Origin of the sequence: Streptococcus hyointestinalis (assembly GCF_011039275.1) — a bacterium.
GTDB lineage: Bacteria > Bacillota > Bacilli > Lactobacillales > Streptococcaceae > Streptococcus > Streptococcus hyointestinalis_A.
Window position 1 is genome coordinate 1,561,256 of record NZ_JAAKGB010000001.1, and the last position, 19,497, is coordinate 1,580,752.

Consider the following 19,497-nt stretch of genomic DNA (forward strand, 5'->3'; position numbering starts at 1 on the left):
CTAACCTCCCCCTCGGCGTTATAAACAATTACTTCATAATTCATTTAATTCCTCTATTTTGAGTTCAATTCGTGGATTTGGACTGTAGAGCTTACGTGCTGTCACTTCGCTTACAATCCCATCGTCTGTCCAGACCACTCCGCTTTTAGTCATGCTGTCAAACACCGATTTCATCAAGTTGTCAATGTCGATTTTTTTATCGTGCCAGATACGCTCTTCCGTGAAACGATAGTATTTTTCCCATGTTTTTTGGAGAGCCTTTGGACCCGGTTTTTTGCTGACAACATTCGGCGCTTTCATGTAGAAAGTCACTTCTACTCGAGTCGGTTTGTCGAAAAACTCTCCCTTGTAGTTTTCTTTAAACCACTCCGTCACAGCATTACGCCAATCTTTCATCGCTTTTATTTCATAAGCCGATGCAAAACGACCACCTCTGCAAGTACATCTCACACGGTCTTGCGGTTTCGGTTCAAACGGTACAATGATTATCAAATTGATTACACCTCATAAATTTGTTTCCAAGCATGTAATTTATCAGCAAAAGCATCGGCTTCTGTTTTGGTATTTCAACTACCCAAGTCATGTTTACCTACTTTCTCATAAAATTAGAATGGCAGATCATCATCAGAGATGTCCATAGGTTGGTTATTCCCAAAAGCCGACTGTCCACCATTCTGATAACCACCTTGACTTTGTCCACCCTGCTGATTGTTGCGACTTTCCAACACTTGGAAATTATTCGCAATAACCTCTGTGACATAGACTCGCTGGCCTTGCTGATTTTCGTAGTTACGTGTCTGAATGCGACCAGTAACGCCAATCAGCATGCCTTTTTTAGCCCAGTTTGCTAGATTTTCAGCTGGCTGATTCCAGAGAATGCAATTGATAAAATCCGCCTCACGCTCACCATTTTGATTTTTAAAGTTACGATTGACCGCTAAAGTGAATGTCGCTACAGCCTTATTTTGTGGCGTATAGCGAAGCTCTGCGTCACGGGTCATACGACCAACCAGAACTGCATTGTTAATCATCCGCTACCTCCTTCTCAATCGTGACATTAAAATCTATGTCATTTAGTTTTATGGGTAGAATTATCCCACCTTTATTGCTGTCACTATGTAATTCAAGCAAAGCCATCATGACCTGTTTTCCAATCTGTAATTGTGTTTCCATCAATGCCTGCTCATTACTGATTTCAATTTCATTAGTCGCCATCTTCCCCTCCTGGATTTTTCCACCTCTCAATAGATCATCACTCGTTGCGTGAGTTTGTTTGCTCGACAATAATCGCAATGCTGACATGGTATAGCTTTCTCTTGACCATGCTTTACTGCATCAAGTCTGACAATGTAGTTTTCCAATTCTTCTATTTCAGCAACCATAGCATTGATATTTTGCACTCTAATAGCAAGCGTATCAGACGGTGTTTCTTTGGTTACTGCGTAGATAATCGGCTCAAACGGTCTGCCATAGGTATCCTCAAGCATTTTGACATAAGCAGCCATTTGCAAAATATAGCCATAATGCTCAAACCAATAGACGCGCTCTTTGCCATTCCAGACTGTATCATCTACTGGTCCTTTAGTTGTTTTGATGTCGACGAAATAGCCACGCTCAACGTTCAAACAATCAATTTTCCCTTTAAACTCAATGCCACCAAGAAAACCAGTAACTGCCACCTCTTTTTCACCTTGATAAAGAGCCATGAAATTATCATCTTTTTTCAGTGCTTCAATCATCTGCTCTGCAACTAAAAACTGACTTTTCAATTTACCCTTAGTTGCCCCTCGAGATGATATTAACTCGCTTTTGTTGGTGTCTATAAATTTGGTATGAGCCTCTTTACTTTCAAAGTAAGAGTGGACATAGTTGCCAATGATGAGCGCAGTGTTATCTCTGGTATCTGTCCAATCCCCTCGTAATTCGGCAAGCGCCCTCGCCTCGCATTCTCTAAAACGCTTGTACTGACTAATAGACCAGTATCGTTGATTTGACTCACGGCTGTAGTAATCCTTTCCTAGTAAGTCTAGTTTTTGTGTCATGGCATCATATCTCCGAGATTATCGAATAAGTTACCATCACTTGCTTTAGGATAGTTTCCCTCGTCTTCGTGACTAGGTATTTCATCAGCTGGATAAGAAGTATCTTGCGGCGGATTTTCCTGCTCTTGTTCTGGTTTTTCTGCTGCGCTATCATCAGCGGTATTTTCTGGTAAAGCTGCTTTAGCGTCTTGACCGCCAATCAAATCTGACAAGTCATTTTGTTCTTGTGTTACATCTTTGATTTCAGGACTACCCACGGTTGAATCTTCATTATCTTCTCTAATAGCTTTTTCCATTTCGATAGACATCGGAGTGTACTTGCTAATGATTTCTTTTAATAAGGTTTTAGTTGCCATTGCATCAAATTCTGTATCCCAAGGTGTGCCAGGTTTGAATTTCCCGGTTTTTTTATCAAAAGTTTTAGAGTACTTTTTAGCGTGTTCAATAACTTTGTTTTTTGTCCAGAAGATTGTTTTGTTAAAACCGTTTACTAATTCAACATAAGCGAAATATCCTTTAATTTCTCCACTGTCAATATAATCACCGCTTAATTCAAGTCTTCCGCTTACTTTGTCGAATCTAATAAATTCTTCTTCATAAACAATATCTGCATTGATACCCTTAATCTTACCGCTACGTTGTGCTAATTGAATCAATCCTCTATATCCGATTTGAAATTGCGCTTCGTTAACTTTACGCCAGCTATTACCATCTTTGTAACTTCTGTTATACGGGACAATATAGGCAAGGCCGAGATTTGGGTCGACTGGTAAATCCAAAGTCGCAGCAGTCATCGCAGCAGTCATAATACTTGAGTTAGTTGCCTTTGCTAGCATATGATTATTTTTTACCACTGACAACAACGTAGCAATAAACTGGTCTTCTTTACCTTTCAAAACTGATTCAAATCTTTGCTTTACAACCGGAGTGTCAAAAGCGGCGTTCAGCGACATATTGTCTATATTCGTCTGATTATTATATTGTTGTAGTTGATTTGCCATTAGTTAATACCTCACTTTTTAATATATTTTTTCAATAACCGATGTGATAGTTCGATTATTCCTTTTTTATCGATTTCCCCCTCTAAAACGTCCGTAGAGACATTTTAGAGTAAATCAATACAATTATACCCAAGGACACCTAAACGACACGAGAGACCCCTTAAAATCGATTCTAGGGCTATTCTAGTCATAAGCACTCCCCTGCCAAATTGGTTGGTCGATTTCTGCGTCGCACTCTGGGCACTCATGCGTCGGATAAGCTGAGATTTCTGTCCAGTGGTATCCACAGTTCTTGCAGACATATTCATACGACCACATCACAGTACTCCTGCTTTTATCAGCATAGCACGGTGATAATTACCCAACTCTTCCAAGGTTTTATCAACGCTGTAGGTTGGTAAAGCGTCCAGTACATCTTTGAATACTGCTAATACCTTTTGATACTGTTCCTCCTCCAAACCCATGTTGAACACATCCTTATGCAGTTCATCATTTTCATCTTGCAGACTTTGGATACGCTCTGCCTTGTCAGCGTCACGTTTCTTGTAAAATTCGTTTAGCTCCTTAATTTGAGCACGCTCCGTCAAGTAGCCCATCATTCGTCGTCCTCCTCTGATGCTTCGTTTAGAATAGCATCGAATAAGCTGTTTAACACCTCATCTTTGTCTTTCTCGATACCTTTCGCAATTCGATTTTGCTCCAAAACTTTTTCATAAGGTACACCTTCCAGCACCCTGCCCAACAACAAATCAGTAGTTTCAAAAAATTTGGCAACATATCCTAATGTTTCGTTGTTACCGATGATACTTAAGACTTTAAAAAGTTCTGCTTTCGCCTTAAAATCATTTTTGAGGTCTTCGACCTCTGCCAAGATTTTCTCGGCGTCCTTGTTCACACGGACTGTGCGGTTAGTTAATTTTTTGTTTGTCCATTTATCGTCCATCTGATTACTCCTCCAATTTTCATCCAATTTTTGTACATCTCTAATTTCGCATGCAATAACTGCGGTGGTAACTTCTGTAGCCGTTCGATATGCTCATCAGCAAGCATAGCGCACACGTCTGGGTACTCAGCCAATAACTTATCGTTTATGTCCATAGCTTAACCCTCTCATCATCTAGTCCTGCAAAGTCCATGATGTGTTCCTTGGGACAGCCTTTGAGTAGCCTTGAGGCAATCCGCTTGCCGTAGCTGCCAGCTAACTCCTTAGAAGACAGGTTTGTTGTGATGATTGTCCGTGTCCGCTTATTGAGAATGCTGTAGATGATTTCTTTCGACCAGTCGCTTATCTTTTCAGCGCCAAGGTCATCAAGGACTAAGTAGTCAACCTCAACCAGCTTGTTCAACCAAAACTGCTTTTGATTAAAGTCGCTCTTGATTTCATCCAGCAGGTCTACGACATTGACGATGATAGCCAGTGACCCCTGCGTCTCAGACAGTGCCTTGATGATACTATAAGCAAGGTGGCTCTTCCCACGACCAGCTTCACCAGTCATAACGACATTGCCACGACCGCCCTCGTAGTAATACCGAGCCATGCTTCTAGCCCATGCCAAGACTTCTCGCTGTCTAGCCGTATCCGTCTTGAAATTATCAAAGGTCGCTTGCTCGAGTTCCTCATCCATGATGGATAGCTTGTTGAGGTAGTACATCCGCTTTCGCCGTTGCTCCTCTTCATGCCTGTTCTGACCTTCGATTTCTGCCTTAGCAGCAGTCTCCTCCGACCAGCACTTAGGGCAGCCACTCCACGGCTCACCTCTGATAACCTTGATATGCGCCATTTGGTGCTTTTCACAATAGCCGTCAGCTGGTTCAGAATTATCAGCGTACTGTCTGACCTGCTCAGCCATGCGTTCAGCACTATTAGAAAAGGTCGTCATACTCCGTAGCCTCTCTTTCTGGTTTTTGGTTACGCTTAGCCTTGGCTTCTTCATAGTTGCGTTGGTCTTCGTTTTGCTGGACTACGGTTGTGATACCGTTCTGTGCCCAGTTTTTCAGAATAGCATTGATGTAGCCAAAGTTACGTTTACCATTATCAGCCGCACGGTCAATAGCTATTTTGATGAGCCCCTCTTCAAAGTGGTCGTACTCTAAATAGTCTTTTAGTTTTTGATATTGATAACCGTCTATCATACCGATGCGTTGTTGATAATAGTCAAAGACATTAGAATTTGATTTTTCATCAGCAGTAGTAGAATTTCCAATTTTCTCTACTTCTACTTCTGACTTTATATCTAGATTTATATCTAACTTTTTCTCTTTATCTATATCTATATCTCCGTTGCACTTTGTTGCATTGGTGTTGCAATGCAACGCTTTCTGTTCTCTATGTTTACGAGAACGCCTTGTGCTAGCTGTTTCAGAGCCTATCATTTCTGGTACTTGTTCAAGAAAAAACTCATAGTCACTATGTTTAGTAAGTAGTCCTTTTTGACTCAAGAACATCAATGTCATTCTGACAGCTTCTGTATCTTCGTCAATTAGTAGTGACATCTCTTCTGCTAAGTCTTGAGCTAATTCTTCAAAATAGATTTTGCCACTATCCTCAAGACTGATAAGCATTAGCTTCAAGTAGATAATTGTGTAAGTGTCGCCACCAGGCATTTTACGTAATAGTTTCATTTCTTTTGATTTAAAGAAATCTTGAGCTAACTGTAACCAGTAGTATCGTCTGTTATTTTTTGCCAATAACAACCACCTCCATTTTCTTCACTATCTTTGTTTTTGTGATATAATACAAGTAATAATTTCTTTAGGAGCGACCCCATGAATCTTATCACTAAGCACCCACTCTACAAAACTCGTCTAGCTCTTCCAGTGCCTAATATCTGCCCTTTTTGTAACCACGATATAGTCCCGAGCGTCCAGAACGAAAGCCATTACTTTCAAGATAATGTTGCTTTGATGTACCTCTCTCTGTTCTGCCCTGCTTGTAAGAACGCTTGGGTTAACAAGTATGACCTGTCTTGGGGAGAACCTCAACTTGTTTCAGCAAACAAAAGGTTTAAGCGCCCAGAAGAAATCACAAGCAACATTGTAAAGGTATCTCCAGTAGGTACTGAAACCCTCACGCAAGCTCTGCAAGCTGAGCAAGACGGCTACGACCAACTCGTCGGTATCGGTATTCGTAAAGCTATCGAGTTCTTACTAAAGGACTTCTACAGTTTCAAACTTCCAGATGATAGTTCTAAAATCAAAAGGATGTACCTTGGAGACCTTATCAATACTTACATCACTGACAAAGACCTCTACACTTTAGCAAAAGCGACAACATGGTTAGCTAATGATGAGACACACTATGTCAGAAAACATACTGACAAAGACTTGCAAACCCTAAAGCGATTTACAAAAGGTCTGTTGAAGAACATTGAGTATCAGATAGCTCTTCTTGATGCCCGAGATTTTCTAAATCATTGACTTTCTCGATGAGAATATCAATTTTCTTGTTTAGTTCAATTATTTCATCAGCGAGATAAGTGACTGTTCGTAAAATTTCATTAAGAGCAACTTTTTGTAATTCATCCATGTTAACCACCTCCTCTAAATCAAACTGTCCTCTGAAATGCCGTGAGCTTTATTGTATGCCTCTTTTGACTTTTCCCAGCTCTGCCACTCTCGCTGTGGCACTTCTACTGACTCTTGTTTCTTACTGAAAATAAAGTTAAATAATTTCATGTTGTGTCCTCCTTAATGTTTGTCGACCTTGTCCAGAAGTCTTTTTTTAAATTTGTTTAGTGAGCCACTCTTTGATAGCTCGTTTCGACCAACGCTTACCGGGGAGTTCTTTTGGAAATCCTGCTAGGTAGCGATAGTGATTAGTAAAAGTGTCATATTTTATCCCTAAGAAATTGCAGGTAGTTTCAACATCCATGAGTTCCGGAAAACCGTCTTTTTCGTTCTCTCGCTCAATGTCTTTCAACTCCATTACCGTCTTGAGGATAATCTCTTTTATCCAATTGCTAATACTTTCAAATATATTGTCCATAGCGTTCACCTTCAGCATATAGACTTATTCAAGCATTCGTGCTATAATAGTCCATATTGCTTTAACATGTTGTTTGTATCCTTTGTGCTCCTACACAGAGGATTTTTTTGTGCTTAGCGAAACTCATCTAAGCTAACATCTAGTGCATCAGCAATTTTCACCATGTTCTTCCAAGAAATACTCTCATTTCTGATGTTTTGAATAGTTCTACTAGACACTCCAGATTTCTCAGCGAGTTCCTTTTTAGTCATCCCTTTTTCAACCAAGATATGATTTAGTTTTTTCCACATAGTATTCCTCCTTCGAGTTTTAATATTGCGAATAATTTTATATACCGCTATAATGAAATTATGATAATGATTACATAAGACCCCTTAACTCCTTGTGAAAATCATTAGTCACATAAAATCAATAAAGGAATTTAATGCTATGAAAGAATTTATTGCAAACACACTAGCCCAGAATAAAATTGTTACACTTGTTTTTATTAACGGACAAGCAAGGCAATTCTCATCTATCGTTGACGTCATGGATGATAGTGACTATGTTATTCTCGAAACAAAGGCAGGTAGTACACTCCTCGTCAATCTACTTACAGTCGCTGAAATTTTCTAAAAATATTTCAATAACTCTGCTATTGCTCTATAAAGGTATATGGTGGGGTTTTCTTTTCTTTCTTCGATACAACGGGTAATGAGCTTGGATATATTATCGGAAAGATACCCACCTTCACCAGCACCGTAACCATCGTCAAGTTCTAATCTTCTAGAAGCTTGGAGCAGACTGGCTAACGCCATCAAATCAGCAGTGTCAGTAATATCGACATTTTCGATGCGTTCATTGAGAAAATCTCTCATAACTTTTCGCATGTTTAGAAAATCATCGTACAACATATCTATTCCTTTCTGTTAGTCAAAGTGGATGGTTTTTGAGTCATCGATTTCAGAGCCTTCTAATTCATCGACCAGAGAATCATGCTTCAAGGTTTCCAAAAAAGAATCTACGTTCATCAGTGAGCATTTTACGCAAAAATTCGCACTCCGCTCTCAGTTCCTTGTTTTCAAATTCAAGACGTTCCAACTCAGACATTAACTTGTCCTCCTTTTTGCATTTACTTCTTCCATGTTTCCTCCTAGTTGACCAATTGCAACTGATTATTACAATTTCCTATTTCAAGCTCTAGCTCCCTATCAATCAACCAGTTCTCAATCAAATTCATCGCTTTTTCGTAATCTTTAGCAGCTAACTCGCTTCTTCGTGGAATAGCAAACTTGCGTTTAATTTCCTTGTTAAGCGCTGCATATACTCTGCCACGTAGCGAGTTATTACGATAAGCGTTGCTATCTTTACCGCCTAACAACTTAATAACTTTTTTATTTACAGCATGTTCCAAGTGTTTCTCTTGTACTCCATTAACCCTCATGGTGTCCTCAAGATTAGTTATGCGATACTCGTGATTTTCCATTTTATCAATCATTTTGCGCATAATTGTAATTTCTGCCACTTGGATCTCATGCTCTCTACTTCGTCCTACAATATCATAAGTCATACTGTTTCCCCCTCTATAATTTCAAATTCACCTAACATACTATTCACGTCTCTAGACAAACGACTTAAACTACTGGCAAAGAGTTCAAATTCACTTTTCAGCTTATTGTCCGTTTGTAAATATTTAAGCTGGTCTAAGAAAACGATACCGCCATAATTGGCTAAAAACTCATTACCTTTGGTAAGGAAGTTAAGTAGTTTCTTGTAGTCTGTAATCTTAGTCTGATAGGCATTAAGCTCGCCCTCTGACTCCTTGATAGCCTTGGTTAACTCGTCATACTTGGCAGACTTACTGTCAACCTCTGCACGCTCTTGCTCATATTCTTCACGGCGCTTACGCTCATACGAATAGCGTTTTTCAAGTTCTTGCAATTCATCATACAAGCCTTTATTACGCTCTAGCAAGCTCTTGTTAAGCGCCTTGTTAGCTTCATAGTCGCCAGGGACTACTTCCTTAATCACTTCTTTTTCGACAATCTTAGGCTCTAACTTAGATAATGCTTGTTCCGCCAAATTCTCATTTTGGGCTTTTAAGCGCTCGTTATCTGCTTGTGATAATTTAAGTTGGCGCTTGACCTCTTGGAGTTCTCGTACAGTTGGGCTGTCGCCGTTTTCGATACGGTCAAGCTGTGTTTGTTTTTCGTCATCTGGAAGAGTGGCAATTAAGTAGAGAGCTGACGAACCTAAATGGTGCAACGTTGCACTATTTGGAAGTTCATGAGCTACTTTCATCATTCTTTTAGCAGCTGTGTGGTCGATTTCAATTTTCTTCAACCACTCCATAAACTGCCCATGCGCCAAATCGTGCTCCTTAACGTGGTTCAACCGTCTGCCAATTTCCCAAATAGACTGTCCTGCTATTTGCTTGTGGTGGTTGATTTCAAGTTCAATCTGCGCAAGATTGTCTGATAATGCTACTTCATTCATGTTTGTCCTCCCTACCGAATTTTAAAATCTTCAATCACACGGGCAATGAAACGATTTGCCTGTGGATTTTTTGTGTTTACTCGCCAAATTTATTCCAACTTTCTGATATTTTCAGCTTGCGATTAACACGCAGTTTCAAATCATCACTACCGTGACCGTCATCTAAAAGACGTGTTACAGCTGCTGGTGTCACACCCAGCACGATAGCAAAATCCGAGCGGCTCCAATTGCGTTCTTTCAAACGCTCTTTAACTAAGTCACACCACTTTTGATGTTGTTTGCTCATGCTCATCACCTCCTTTTTATAAAATCAGTTAAAGAGTTAGTAAATTATTTAACGAAACATCTTGACAAAATTAAATATATAATTTAAAATTAAGTCATGAAGAAAACGCTTGATTAAACTACTTATAATCAATGTTTGTGCTCGCCAAAGCTTATTAAATTGAAATAGAGTTTTTACAAGTGTTTTTTACCAACTCTTTAACTTTACAAAAACTATTTTAAATTATTTATTTAACTTTGTCAACTATTTTTAAATAAATAATTTGATATTTTTTGTCAATCTCGCAGAAAGGTTGTCAAATCAATGTTTTCAACATTTGAAAGAATTAAGGAATTAGCTAAAAAGCAAGGACTTTCCTTAAATCAAGTAGAAGAAAAACTAGGTTACAGCAAAAATACGCTATATTCTTTAAAAAGACAAAAAGCTAGCGCTGAAAGACTAAAAGAAATTGCTGATTTCTTTAATGTCTCTATGGACTACTTATTAGGTCGCACCGATAACCCAAACATCGCCAGCGACAAAGAAAAATTCTATTTTGAGGGGCAAGAGGTGGATGTTGAGGAACTAGCCAGCACAGCTATGCGTTTCAACGGCAAGCCTCTAACAGACGCTGACAAAAAAGCCATTCAAAATATCATTGAGATTTATCTTAGAAAACAATAAAGCAAAGGGAGAGGGTTGTTGCCTGTGACAGAAAAGGAAATTTTTGATGAGTTCGGTGTAAAAATCGAAATCTTTGAAAACGAGTTGTACGAGGATGAGGCGTTTTATATACCTCCATTAAAAACCATGTTTCTTAGCGACACAATCGCTGAAAATGACAGGATAAAAGTCGCTTTGCATGAGCTAGGTCACAGAGGGCATCTACCACATCTTTACCAAGTTTTTCGGGAAGAATACGAGCTAGAGGCTAATCGCACTATGATCCACTATCTTGTAAAAGAAGCTCTAGCAACTCTTGAGGATGCTAGAGAGTTTAACTACGTCGATTTTATGAAGTGCCACAACTTAACAACTGTCGCTGATGAGGTTATGGTTATGGAAGAATATCGCAGTTTGATTGAATGAAATAAAAGGAGACTCAAATGAAATTAGGAAAAAGCACAAAAATGATAAGCGTTGCACTACTGTCATCTGTAGTATTAGCAGCTTGTTCTGACAACTCAAAGACAACTAACAGTTCCACCTACGAACAGAAAATAAAAAAGCTAGAAAAACAACAGAGAAAGCTTCAAGCGCAAGTTGAAGCTCAAGAAAAGGCGAAAGCGGAAGCTGAAAAGAGATTAAAAGATGAAGCCGAAACTGCCACGAAAAACCTAGAAGATAACCAAACTAACAATAACGTCACTCCTGCACAAACCGCTGTCGATAAAATCACCGACCAGCAATTAAAAGCGAGTTTTCAAAATAGGATAAACGCTGTAAAAAATGCTATCTCTCAACGTGAAGAACAGGCTAGAATCGCTGCCGAACAAGAAGCTCAAAGACAAGCTGAGCAAGCGGTTGCCCAACAAGCCGAGGCACAGAGACAAGCCGAAGCCGCCGCTCAACAGCAGGCGCAACAGGGTGCAACTCTTGGTGTCGGTGGCGCTTGGTCTAACGGTCAGCCTAATGGAGTTGCTGGGCAAGATTATGCTGTTATGTCCGAATTTAGAAAACAACAATTAGAGCACCAATCAGAAGTGTTAAGACAACAGCGTGAAAATCCGTAACAAGAAGAAACGGAAAATAATAGTACATAAAAAAACTGCTAGCCTATCCACAAGCTAGCAGTCATACCGCAGAAATCAACACGTATTAAAGGATATTGAAAAAAAATAATTTAGGAGCAAAACCTTTTTTTCAAAAGATTTCATGGAAAACGAAACGTGAATTTTAACTACGCCTGAACTTTAAGAGGCCCGAAATGATATAGAGAGTTTTCCGCAATAAAAGAAAATAGCTCATTTAGAAATGGACAAACAATGAACTAAAGCCGACTCGTTAAGTAAACAACATGAACGTAAACCAAGTATGAAGAAAGTTTAGTGGTGGACTTCCAACACCACTATATTAAGTATAGCGCATACAAACGAAAAAAACAAAATAAAAAACCGATTTAAAGGGGGTGATGCCAAAAAAATCTCCATGTAAAAAAGACCTTGTCCAGAAGTCGCTATTACAAGGAGAAAAAACATGAAGTACACAAAAACTAAATACCCAAATATCTTTACCTACCACACATCACAAGGTAAATTCTACTACGTCAGACGTTCTTTCATCTTTCAAAACAAGAAGAAAGAAATTACCAAGAGTGGGCTAAAAACCCTACCAGAAGCACGCATTGTCCTTGCCGATATGGACAAACAAATCGAAGAGCAAACAATAGTCATCAACAAGAATATAACCGTAGCAGACTATTGGAAAATCTTCTACAACAAGCGAACTAAGACCAACCGTTGGACACCAAACACCGAGGTGTACTACAAGAGTACCTTTAAAAATCACATTTTGCCACACTATGGCGATATTAAATTAAAGGAGCTATCTCGCAATGAGTACGAGAACCATATTGCAGGTCTGCTCAAGGTCAAGCCTAGAGATAGCGTCAAAATTATAAACTCTTGCTTTATGGCAATGCTAAATGACGCTGTTTTGAATGGTAACATCACCACAAACCGCCTTAAACAAATTTACATCGGTGAGAGTGCAATCCCTCCCCAAAATAAAAAGGTTACCTTAGAGCAGTTCCGTATTTGGATACAAAAAGCCCAAGAGATAATGCCTAAGACCTTTTTTGCACTGACCTATCTGACTATCTTTGGTCTCCGCCGAGGGGAGGTTTTTGGGCTTAGAACATGCGATATAACAACAAATATCAATGGCAGAGCACTGCTCTCTCTGCACGATAGCCGATGTAACCACACTAAAAACGGCAGACATGGTCTAAAGACACTAAGCTCTGAGCGTTGGGTCACACTCGATGAAACAGGGACAGAGCTTATCCAATACCTCTTGAGTGAAGCTGAGCGTATCAAAAAGAAACATGGCATCATCAAAGAGGACGAATGGGACTACATCAGTCTTAGAGAAGATGGTGAACTCATCAATCCCAACCGATTAAATTATCAGTTTGACAAGGTCAACGACCAAGTTGGCTTTAGAATAACACCACACATGATGCGGCACTTCTTTACGACACAAAGCATTATTGCTGGCGTCTCCATAGAAGCTCTTAGCCAAGTCCTCGGACACACCAAGGTGTATATGACTGATAGATACAACCAGGTACACGATGAGCTCTCTGAGCGAGTCTCCAATGCTTTTATCGACCAAATATCCCCTCAAAACTCCCCCCTAAAATCCCCGCCTAATATCGAAATTATATAGAAAAATATCAAAAAACAACTACTCAAATAATAGTTGACCCCCTTTAAAACTCCGATATTTTCTGATATTCTCAGAGCTGTTAAGACACAATGTTTTAACAGCTCTAAAACCTCGTGGACCAATTTTTGTCCCGACATTTCGTAATCGCGCCGTTCATCTCAGCTAGATTTCAGTTTCAAATGGTTCCAGTTATTACTCTCATTATAGCATGTTTTCAGAAGATAAGAAATAATCTTCATCCAGCACATACTGCGGAAAGTCGTATAATCGTCTTGGTTCAATGAAAAGCACCGTTTGATGAGACAGACGAATGTACTCAACGACTTTTTCCACCTCGTCTTTGGTCAAATAAGCACCAACATTGACAAAAACTAAGAGCTTTTTCTTACTCAAATAATGATAAGTTTGCAAAATTTCAAAGCATTTCTCAAAAATGCTATCACTTGCTGTCTCAATCTTGACACCCAGCGCCTTGATGAGCTCTAAAACGGTGATTTCATCGTATTCTAAGTCCAACTCATTTTCCAAGCATTCAAAGGAAATCAACTCTGTGATCGTTGATGCCAACTTTTCAATCATTGATTTGACTTCTGGCTTAGCATTCAACTGCTCTTCAAGATCAGCGTGGATAAGCTTTAGCATGGCAGGTGCATTGACATCATAACCTAAAATATCCGTCACCAGCATAAGCTCAGACGCTTTTAGTGACTTCATCTTTTCATCGTAGAGTTTGAGTTCATCATCCTCTTGATACTGGTAAAAATGCTTAACCAAAGAAGAAAACACGGTAACATCCTCTACGACTAAAACAGTCTCTTGCGCTAAAGTCAAGGGCTCGTCTAGTATGGGAAAATTAATCTTCAACATCATAAGCCTCCCCTAGAAAAACCACTCGTTCATCCGAGTTGGCGACACTTGTGTCCTTGTCCCCATTGAGATAAATCATCCGTGAAAACTGCTTTTCAGTCACCGTAAGAAGCGTAATGCTGCCTTTTTTAGGATTATTTTCCTGCAAGCGATCAACCATGGCTTTATTTGCGGTGTTATTAAGCAGCAACTTACTGTAAATCGAAAATTGGTGCATAATAAAGCCCTCATTGAGCAAAAATTTTCTAAATTTCCGGTAGGCTTTTCGCTCCTCGGCAGTGTCTGTCGGCATATCAAACATCAAAATCATTCGCATATATCGATAACTCATATCCTAAATTCAGAAACTCCTTTTCCACCATTATTCAACGCCTTGATGACCTTTTTGGTATAGTCACTGACAATATTTGTCAAATACATCTCCTTGTTCTTGTAAGCATAAGTCTCTGAAAACATAGTAAAAAGCTCACGTTTCATTTTGACAAAACTAGCGTCACGATTCTCATAGATGATACGGTCTACAATAGGGCGAAAAGGCTCCATGATGTCACTGGCAAGATTAAACTGGTTAAACTGATTGGCGTGTTTCAGCCCAAACTGCGTCATACAACCTGTAATAACCACCTCACGAGCAAACATACTCATCAACAAGGTGTAGCCATAATCGAGACCTGCATTGATAGGACAATCCAAGTCACGACTAAAGTCATTCCCAAAAAGCCTATTAAAATAAATCCGTGCAGAATGCCCTTCACGATTAGTAGGGTCAAACAGCTCCAAGCCCTGATACAAGTCCATAATCGCCTGCGATTTTTCATAAAAACCACACTCACCTAAGTAAAGGCTTTGATTGAGTATCTTTTGTGAAATGATGTCTGTCCACACTTCTGCCTTGACCGTCTCATCCCAAGCAATCTGCCGAGACAGCTGTAAGCTCGAGTCGTGCCGTCCATAAAAGGGCATGAGCATAGCTGTCGGCAGGCGCTTATCATCACAGAAAATCACCAAAATATTTTCATCCACCAAACGCTTTATTAGCATAGTCGTCAGCACAATATCTGTCGTCTCAAGTAGCAAAATATCAATCTCCGAGAGATGAATCATCTCCGTCTGATGAGCATTCTTGAAAATAAGATGATTGTTCTTATAAGAGAGTTTTGAGTGGGTATTTACCACAATCGTTCGCCAACCCATTAGACATCCCCCAGCTGACTCAAATCAATGCGTGTCTCATACAGACCTGTGATGGATTGGTGGATGAGGGTGGCATTGAGACATTCTGTGGTTGACGTATAACGTTTGCGTGGGATTTTCTCACCAAGGAAAGTAAAATCAGCCGGTGCACCCAGTGCCGTCAAACCAAGGAGATTGATAAAGGACGGTGCAATCTCTTCTATCGGAAAATAATCGTTGATTCTTTCTGCAGCAGCCTTGATTTTGATGACATTCTTTTCAGCGTCGATGTAGTTATAGGCAAATACCTCAATATAAGATAACAAAAGTTTGAAATCTTCTTTATGAGCTTTGACATACTCTAAATGTTTTGGCTCATTGAGATTGTTAATGCGGTGTGCATGATAAAGCAAGGTTGAGAGTTTCTGTGGTAAGACTATTTCATTTCCTTTTTGCAGCTCACCAGCGCTTGCTAGCAGACGTTTTTTCCCATCAGAAAAGGCAAATAGGCTATACTTAGGCAGGACAATCAAGGTATCTTTTTGTATATTTTTATAGCCCTTGCTCTCCAAGAAAGCAACTTTATTTTCTTCGAAAGCAAGACGCTCCATAACAGAGATACCAACTAGCGTTTTAATCGTTTTCAGCTTTTTAGCTTTGCCTTTTTCAACATCAGCGACAACAAAGACAGAGTAGGCAATTGTTGGACTGTCAAAGCCACCATACTTTTTAGGGTCCAAATAAACATCCTTCGTCTTTCTTGCGATGAGCTTATCAGAGTCACCCTTTGGTAAAATAGACTCTTTTGAAAAACGACCTGCTTGCTTTTCAACTTTTTTTACGATGTTGACCTGTGGATAGGCAAGCACTTTTTGAACTGTTGTGACATCTTTTTCTTTGTTCCATGCGACTTCACCTGTTTCTTCGCATGTCTCAATAACTGGACGCTCTACTATCTTGCCATCTGGATACTCGACCCTATCTTTAAAGATATTTAACAAGTTAGAGTAGAAGAAAGACTTAGCAGTCGCTTTGTCTTTGGTAGTCGCAATCATCTTGCGCAAGTTGTAATTTTTATACTCACCATAGACAAATTCAGGCTCTAGCTTTGGATATTTTTTGAGCAGAGCAAGACCCACAACGACATTAAGATAAGCATCATGTGCATGATGATAATCATTGATTTCACGCACTTTGTAAAGCTCATTAATTTTCCTAAATTGAGAAACCAAGCTTGATTTAAGGGCGATAATCTTAACATCACGGATGACCTTGTCATCCTCATCTCGCTTGGTATTGAAGCGCTTATCCAAAATCTGTGCGACATGTTTGGTGATTTGTCTAGTCTCTACCAGTTGACGCTTGATAAAGCCTGCTTTATCGTTTTCACTCAAAGCGCCACGCTCCGCTCTCGTCAAGTTATCAAACTTACGCTGAGAGATGAGTTTTGACTTACGTAATCGCTCCCAGTAAGCCTTTTGTTTCTTAACAACCTCAAGACTCGGCACATCATCTGACTTACCACGGTTTTTAGCTGAACTTGTCAAAACACGATTATCTATGGAATCATCCTTGATAAAGGCTTGAGGAATAATGTGGTCAATATCATATTGACTAAGGTGATCAATATCAAGCGCTTCACCTGTGTACATGTCCTTACCATTTTGGAGATAGTAAAGAAACAGCCTATCATCTTTGAGATGGTCGTTTTCAATATTATCTTCCACATAAGACGGTTTATTCGTGTCTAAAATCTTACTACCAAAATCTTTTAAAGCATCTTGAAGACGTTTCAAACGCTGTTGTGAGTTCTTACGCCCTTTGTTAGTGGTCTGGTTTTCACGAGCTATTTCAATGACGATATGTTCTGGCGCATGCCCCATTACCTTAACCAGCTCATCAACAATTTTCACACTCTGCAAAATCCCTTTTTTAATGGCGGGACTGCCTGCCAGCTGGCTGACGGTTTCTTTAATATTATCCACCTTATCAATGACCTGTGCTTTTTTAATCGTCTCTTTGAAAGATAGCCGTTCATCATTGATGAGCTGCATAAAGTTACGATTAGCATTACCATCATCCATCAAATAATCCAGAATGGTCTTATTCGTTTCTTTATTGCGAATGCCATCGATAAGTTTATGAGACAGTTTCCCCCAGCCAGTGTAATGCTTGCGTGCTAGTTGTTTTAGCTCTTTTTTTGTAAACAGATGACTGTATTTTTGCAGGCGCTTATAAATCATCTGTTTATCCTCAAACAAGGTCAGTGTATGAATGATATCTTCGATAATATCTTCATTCGCCTCATCGTCTAAGAAATCTTTGTCCAAGATTTTCTTCAAATCATGATAGGTGCCAAGACTGGCGTTGAAGGTTTTCTTTTCCTCATCAAGTCCTTCTATGTCAACAGCTCTTAGTATAGGATGTACTTTGTCTAAATGGCTTAACAGCTTATCTTTAGTGACTTTTCGCTCCTCTTTAAAGACCTGATTAAAAATACTCTTCTTAGTCTTTGCATCAAAATAAATTGATTTTCCTCGCTCATCGATATATTTGATTTTGGTCAACTCATTATAAACGGTGAATTTTTCATAGACGAAGCTGTGTTTTGGTAGCACCTTTTCCTCTGGCAAATAAAGGTCATATGAGGTCATCTTTGTGATAAAGTCCTCTGCAGACTTGTCCTTATCCACCACCTCATCAAAGTTCCAAGGCGTGATTTTTTCATCAGAGCTGTAACTTGCCCAGGCAAAACGTCCTTTCTGACGTGCTAAAGGACCAACATAGTAAGGGATTTTAAAGGTGAAGATTTTTTCAATCTTATCTTGATTTTCCGCTAAAAATGGATAGTATGTCGCTTGACGGCGTAAAATTGCCCGGAGCTCTTTTAAATGCAATTGGTGCGGAATCGCTCCATTATCAAAGGTTCTCTGCTTACGCAAAAAGTCATCACGCTCGATTTTATCAAGAAAATACTGACTACCGTCCAGTTTTGAGAGAATGCCTTTTAGATATTTGTAAAAATCATCCTGCTTCACACTAGTTTTAGTGTATCCCTTATTTTTTCGATTTTTGATGTAGGCTGCATAGCCATTTTTCTTCTCGTCTTTGAAAATCTCAGTATACTTTTCAGGTGCTTTTTCCTTGATAAAACGCTTCAGCTTAGCGAGGTCTTCCTCGTGCTCTGTGTAGCGCTTAACCATTGAGGCAGAGACTTTTGCCTTGGTTGTGTCGTCATTTACCGTCAAAATTCCTGATAATAAAATAGCATTATAGAGATTTTGAGCAGCTACAAAGACATCAGCCAAATCATCTCCGATTTGAGCTAACACTTCACCCAAATCCTCCTCGTAGCTGTCTTTTGAAAACTGCAGCTTAGCATCTTCTGATAGTTTGAAATTTGCTTTAAAATTGGGCTGCAAACCAAGTGATAGAGCGATAAGATTACCAAAAAAGCTGTTCTTCTTTTCTGTTGGGTAGTGTTTGATAAGCTTTTCCAAACGGTGTGACTTACTGCTATTTTCAGTCAAAATCGTAGCCGCATCCACCTCTATCTCAGAGAGATGACTATCCTCTACACTCTTATCATACACTTCTACGAATGCTTCAAATAGCTTTTGAACATCTGTATTCTCAGCATCCAAATCCCCCTCAATCAAAAAATGCCCACGAAACTTGATAATATGCGCCAATGCTAAATAAACAAGACGCAAATCAGCTTTTTCTTGTTTGTCAGCCAAGTGTTTTCTGAGGTGATAAATTGTAGGAAAGGCTTTGTGATAAGCTTTTTCCTCAACTTCATTTGCAAAAATAGGATGACGCTCACTACTCTTATCTTCTGGCTTTAAAAAGGACTCATCCAAACGATGAAAAAAACTCTCATCAACCTTGTTCATCTCCTCAGCAAAAATCTCCTGAAGATAGCGAAGACGATTTTTACGACGTGTATAACGCCGTCTTGCAGTTCGCTTAAGACGTGTCCCTTCAGCCGTATCAGCGCCATCAAACAAGAGCGCTCCTAATAAGTTTTTCTTAACTGCCGTCTTATTGGTATTACCACGTACTTTCATCTTCTTTGATGGAACTTTATAGTCATCGGTCACAACTGCCCAACCGACGCTGTTTGTACCAATATCAAGGCCAATTGAGTATTTTTTCATAGAAAACTCCTTTATAAAATCTTAGTTGTAATGATTACAATACAATTTTCACAAATTTTCAAGTCAAAAGACAATTGATTTCTGACAAAATAATTGTTTTTTGTTAAACTGGAATCATGTATTATGTTTAGTTTTAGAG

At 39.3% G+C, this 19,497-nt stretch carries 26 protein-coding genes; 6 read left to right on the plus strand and 20 right to left on the minus strand.

All coding sequences use genetic code 11. The annotated features are described in order from the left end of the window. Positions 1 to 33 precede the first annotated feature (33 nt). From G5B60_RS07725 to G5B60_RS07765, 9 genes are all read right to left on the minus strand, one after another. Positions 34 to 492 (minus strand): RusA family crossover junction endodeoxyribonuclease, encoded by a 459-nt coding sequence (locus G5B60_RS07725; protein ID WP_430523648.1) that lies wholly within the window; start codon positions 490 to 492, stop codon positions 34 to 36. A 113-nt stretch (positions 493 to 605) separates the two neighbouring features. Beyond that, positions 606 to 1,031 carry a single-stranded DNA-binding protein gene (gene ssb / locus G5B60_RS07730; RefSeq protein WP_164683496.1) on the minus strand — a complete coding sequence of 142 codons (426 nt, stop codon included), beginning with the start codon at positions 1,029 to 1,031 and terminating at the stop codon, positions 606 to 608. Continuing rightward, positions 1,024 to 1,215, minus strand: a complete 192-nt coding sequence (locus G5B60_RS07735) for a hypothetical protein (RefSeq protein ID WP_164683497.1) — start codon at positions 1,213 to 1,215, stop codon at positions 1,024 to 1,026. The genes ssb and G5B60_RS07735 overlap by 8 nt, the downstream gene beginning before the upstream one ends. Positions 1,216 to 1,241: 26 nt before the next feature. After that, a complete protein-coding gene (locus tag G5B60_RS07740) occupies positions 1,242 to 2,042 on the minus strand; it encodes a PD-(D/E)XK nuclease-like domain-containing protein (RefSeq protein WP_164683498.1) in 801 nt (266 codons plus the stop codon). Then, positions 2,039 to 3,043 carry a recombinase RecT gene (locus tag G5B60_RS07745; protein WP_164683499.1) on the minus strand — a complete coding sequence of 335 codons (1,005 nt, stop codon included), beginning with the start codon at positions 3,041 to 3,043 and terminating at the stop codon, positions 2,039 to 2,041. The genes G5B60_RS07740 and G5B60_RS07745 overlap by 4 nt, the downstream gene beginning before the upstream one ends. A 317-nt stretch (positions 3,044 to 3,360) precedes the next feature. Continuing rightward, positions 3,361 to 3,642 carry a hypothetical protein gene (locus G5B60_RS07750; RefSeq protein ID WP_164683500.1) on the minus strand — a complete coding sequence of 94 codons (282 nt, stop codon included), beginning with the start codon at positions 3,640 to 3,642 and terminating at the stop codon, positions 3,361 to 3,363. Beyond that, complete coding sequence (locus tag G5B60_RS07755; RefSeq protein ID WP_164683501.1) at positions 3,639 to 3,986, minus strand: hypothetical protein; 348 nt, start codon at positions 3,984 to 3,986, stop codon at positions 3,639 to 3,641. The genes G5B60_RS07750 and G5B60_RS07755 overlap by 4 nt, the downstream gene beginning before the upstream one ends. 145 nt (positions 3,987 to 4,131) lie before the next feature. Beyond that, on the minus strand, positions 4,132 to 4,923 hold the full coding sequence (locus G5B60_RS07760) for an ATP-binding protein (RefSeq protein ID WP_241154518.1): 792 nt from the start codon (positions 4,921 to 4,923) through the stop codon (positions 4,132 to 4,134). Next, a complete protein-coding gene (locus tag G5B60_RS07765) occupies positions 4,907 to 5,731 on the minus strand; it encodes a phage replisome organizer N-terminal domain-containing protein (RefSeq protein ID WP_164683502.1) in 825 nt (274 codons plus the stop codon). The genes G5B60_RS07760 and G5B60_RS07765 overlap by 17 nt, the downstream gene beginning before the upstream one ends. Positions 5,732 to 5,809: 78 nt before the next feature. On the opposite strand from G5B60_RS07765, the gene G5B60_RS07770 reads away from it, so the two are divergent. Then, entirely contained in the window at positions 5,810 to 6,460 is a 651-nt protein-coding gene (locus G5B60_RS07770) for a DUF4145 domain-containing protein (RefSeq protein WP_164683503.1), read from the plus strand. Between the two features lie 123 nt (positions 6,461 to 6,583). Here the strand turns inward: G5B60_RS07770 and G5B60_RS11640 are convergent, their stop codons facing one another. The 3 genes from G5B60_RS11640 to G5B60_RS07780 all read right to left on the minus strand — a co-directional run bounded on the left by G5B60_RS11640 (position 6,584) and on the right by G5B60_RS07780 (position 7,318). Beyond that, on the minus strand, positions 6,584 to 6,718 hold the full coding sequence (locus tag G5B60_RS11640) for a hypothetical protein (RefSeq protein ID WP_277423794.1): 135 nt from the start codon (positions 6,716 to 6,718) through the stop codon (positions 6,584 to 6,586). Positions 6,719 to 6,764: 46 nt separating this feature from the next. Continuing rightward, entirely contained in the window at positions 6,765 to 7,028 is a 264-nt protein-coding gene (locus tag G5B60_RS07775; RefSeq protein ID WP_164683504.1) for a DNA-binding protein, read from the minus strand. Positions 7,029 to 7,141: 113 nt separating this feature from the next. Continuing rightward, entirely contained in the window at positions 7,142 to 7,318 is a 177-nt protein-coding gene (locus G5B60_RS07780) for a helix-turn-helix domain-containing protein (protein WP_164683505.1), read from the minus strand. Positions 7,319 to 7,457: 139 nt separating this feature from the next. On the opposite strand from G5B60_RS07780, the gene G5B60_RS07785 reads away from it, so the two are divergent. Further along, positions 7,458 to 7,643, plus strand: coding sequence for a hypothetical protein (locus G5B60_RS07785; protein ID WP_164683506.1), 186 nt, complete (start codon positions 7,458 to 7,460; stop codon positions 7,641 to 7,643). Here G5B60_RS07785 and G5B60_RS07790 read toward each other — a convergent pair. The 4 genes from G5B60_RS07790 to G5B60_RS07805 form a co-directional block, all read right to left on the minus strand. Continuing rightward, positions 7,640 to 7,921 (minus strand): hypothetical protein, encoded by a 282-nt coding sequence (locus tag G5B60_RS07790; RefSeq protein WP_164683507.1) that lies wholly within the window; start codon positions 7,919 to 7,921, stop codon positions 7,640 to 7,642. The genes G5B60_RS07785 and G5B60_RS07790 overlap by 4 nt on opposite strands. Positions 7,922 to 8,160: 239 nt before the next feature. Then, entirely contained in the window at positions 8,161 to 8,577 is a 417-nt protein-coding gene (locus G5B60_RS07795) for an ORF6C domain-containing protein (protein ID WP_164683508.1), read from the minus strand. After that, positions 8,574 to 9,503 (minus strand): DUF3102 domain-containing protein, encoded by a 930-nt coding sequence (locus tag G5B60_RS07800; RefSeq protein WP_164683509.1) that lies wholly within the window; start codon positions 9,501 to 9,503, stop codon positions 8,574 to 8,576. Before G5B60_RS07800 ends, G5B60_RS07795 begins: the two co-directional genes overlap by 4 nt. Before the next feature lie 76 nt (positions 9,504 to 9,579). Continuing rightward, a complete protein-coding gene (locus G5B60_RS07805) occupies positions 9,580 to 9,789 on the minus strand; it encodes a transcriptional regulator (RefSeq protein WP_164683510.1) in 210 nt (69 codons plus the stop codon). Between the two features lie 303 nt (positions 9,790 to 10,092). Here G5B60_RS07805 and G5B60_RS07810 point away from each other — a divergent pair, with 303 nt between their 5' ends. The 4 genes from G5B60_RS07810 to G5B60_RS07825 all read left to right on the plus strand — a co-directional run bounded on the left by G5B60_RS07810 (position 10,093) and on the right by G5B60_RS07825 (position 13,158). After that, positions 10,093 to 10,452 carry a helix-turn-helix domain-containing protein gene (locus G5B60_RS07810; RefSeq protein WP_164683511.1) on the plus strand — a complete coding sequence of 120 codons (360 nt, stop codon included), beginning with the start codon at positions 10,093 to 10,095 and terminating at the stop codon, positions 10,450 to 10,452. A 24-nt stretch (positions 10,453 to 10,476) separates the two neighbouring features. Further along, positions 10,477 to 10,857 carry an ImmA/IrrE family metallo-endopeptidase gene (locus G5B60_RS07815; RefSeq protein WP_164683512.1) on the plus strand — a complete coding sequence of 127 codons (381 nt, stop codon included), beginning with the start codon at positions 10,477 to 10,479 and terminating at the stop codon, positions 10,855 to 10,857. A gap of 17 nt (positions 10,858 to 10,874) precedes the next feature. After that, complete coding sequence (locus G5B60_RS07820) at positions 10,875 to 11,501, plus strand: hypothetical protein (RefSeq protein ID WP_164683513.1); 627 nt, start codon at positions 10,875 to 10,877, stop codon at positions 11,499 to 11,501. A 463-nt stretch (positions 11,502 to 11,964) separates the two neighbouring features. Continuing rightward, positions 11,965 to 13,158, plus strand: a complete 1,194-nt coding sequence (locus G5B60_RS07825; protein ID WP_164683514.1) for a tyrosine-type recombinase/integrase — start codon at positions 11,965 to 11,967, stop codon at positions 13,156 to 13,158. A gap of 201 nt (positions 13,159 to 13,359) precedes the next feature. On the opposite strand, the gene csn2 is transcribed toward G5B60_RS07825, so the two are convergent. From csn2 to cas9, 4 genes are read right to left on the minus strand one after another with little or no spacing between them, the layout of a single operon-like run. Continuing rightward, entirely contained in the window at positions 13,360 to 14,025 is a 666-nt protein-coding gene (csn2, locus tag G5B60_RS07830) for a type II-A CRISPR-associated protein Csn2 (protein ID WP_206225109.1), read from the minus strand. Then, positions 14,012 to 14,356 (minus strand): CRISPR-associated endonuclease Cas2, encoded by a 345-nt coding sequence (gene cas2 / locus G5B60_RS07835; RefSeq protein WP_164683515.1) that lies wholly within the window; start codon positions 14,354 to 14,356, stop codon positions 14,012 to 14,014. Before cas2 ends, csn2 begins: the two co-directional genes overlap by 14 nt. Next, positions 14,353 to 15,219 carry a type II CRISPR-associated endonuclease Cas1 gene (gene cas1, locus G5B60_RS07840; RefSeq protein WP_164683516.1) on the minus strand — a complete coding sequence of 289 codons (867 nt, stop codon included), beginning with the start codon at positions 15,217 to 15,219 and terminating at the stop codon, positions 14,353 to 14,355. Before cas1 ends, cas2 begins: the two co-directional genes overlap by 4 nt. Further along, entirely contained in the window at positions 15,219 to 19,358 is a 4,140-nt protein-coding gene (gene cas9, locus G5B60_RS07845; RefSeq protein WP_164683517.1) for a type II CRISPR RNA-guided endonuclease Cas9, read from the minus strand. Before cas9 ends, cas1 begins: the two co-directional genes overlap by 1 nt. Between the last annotated feature and the right edge of the window lie 139 nt (positions 19,359 to 19,497).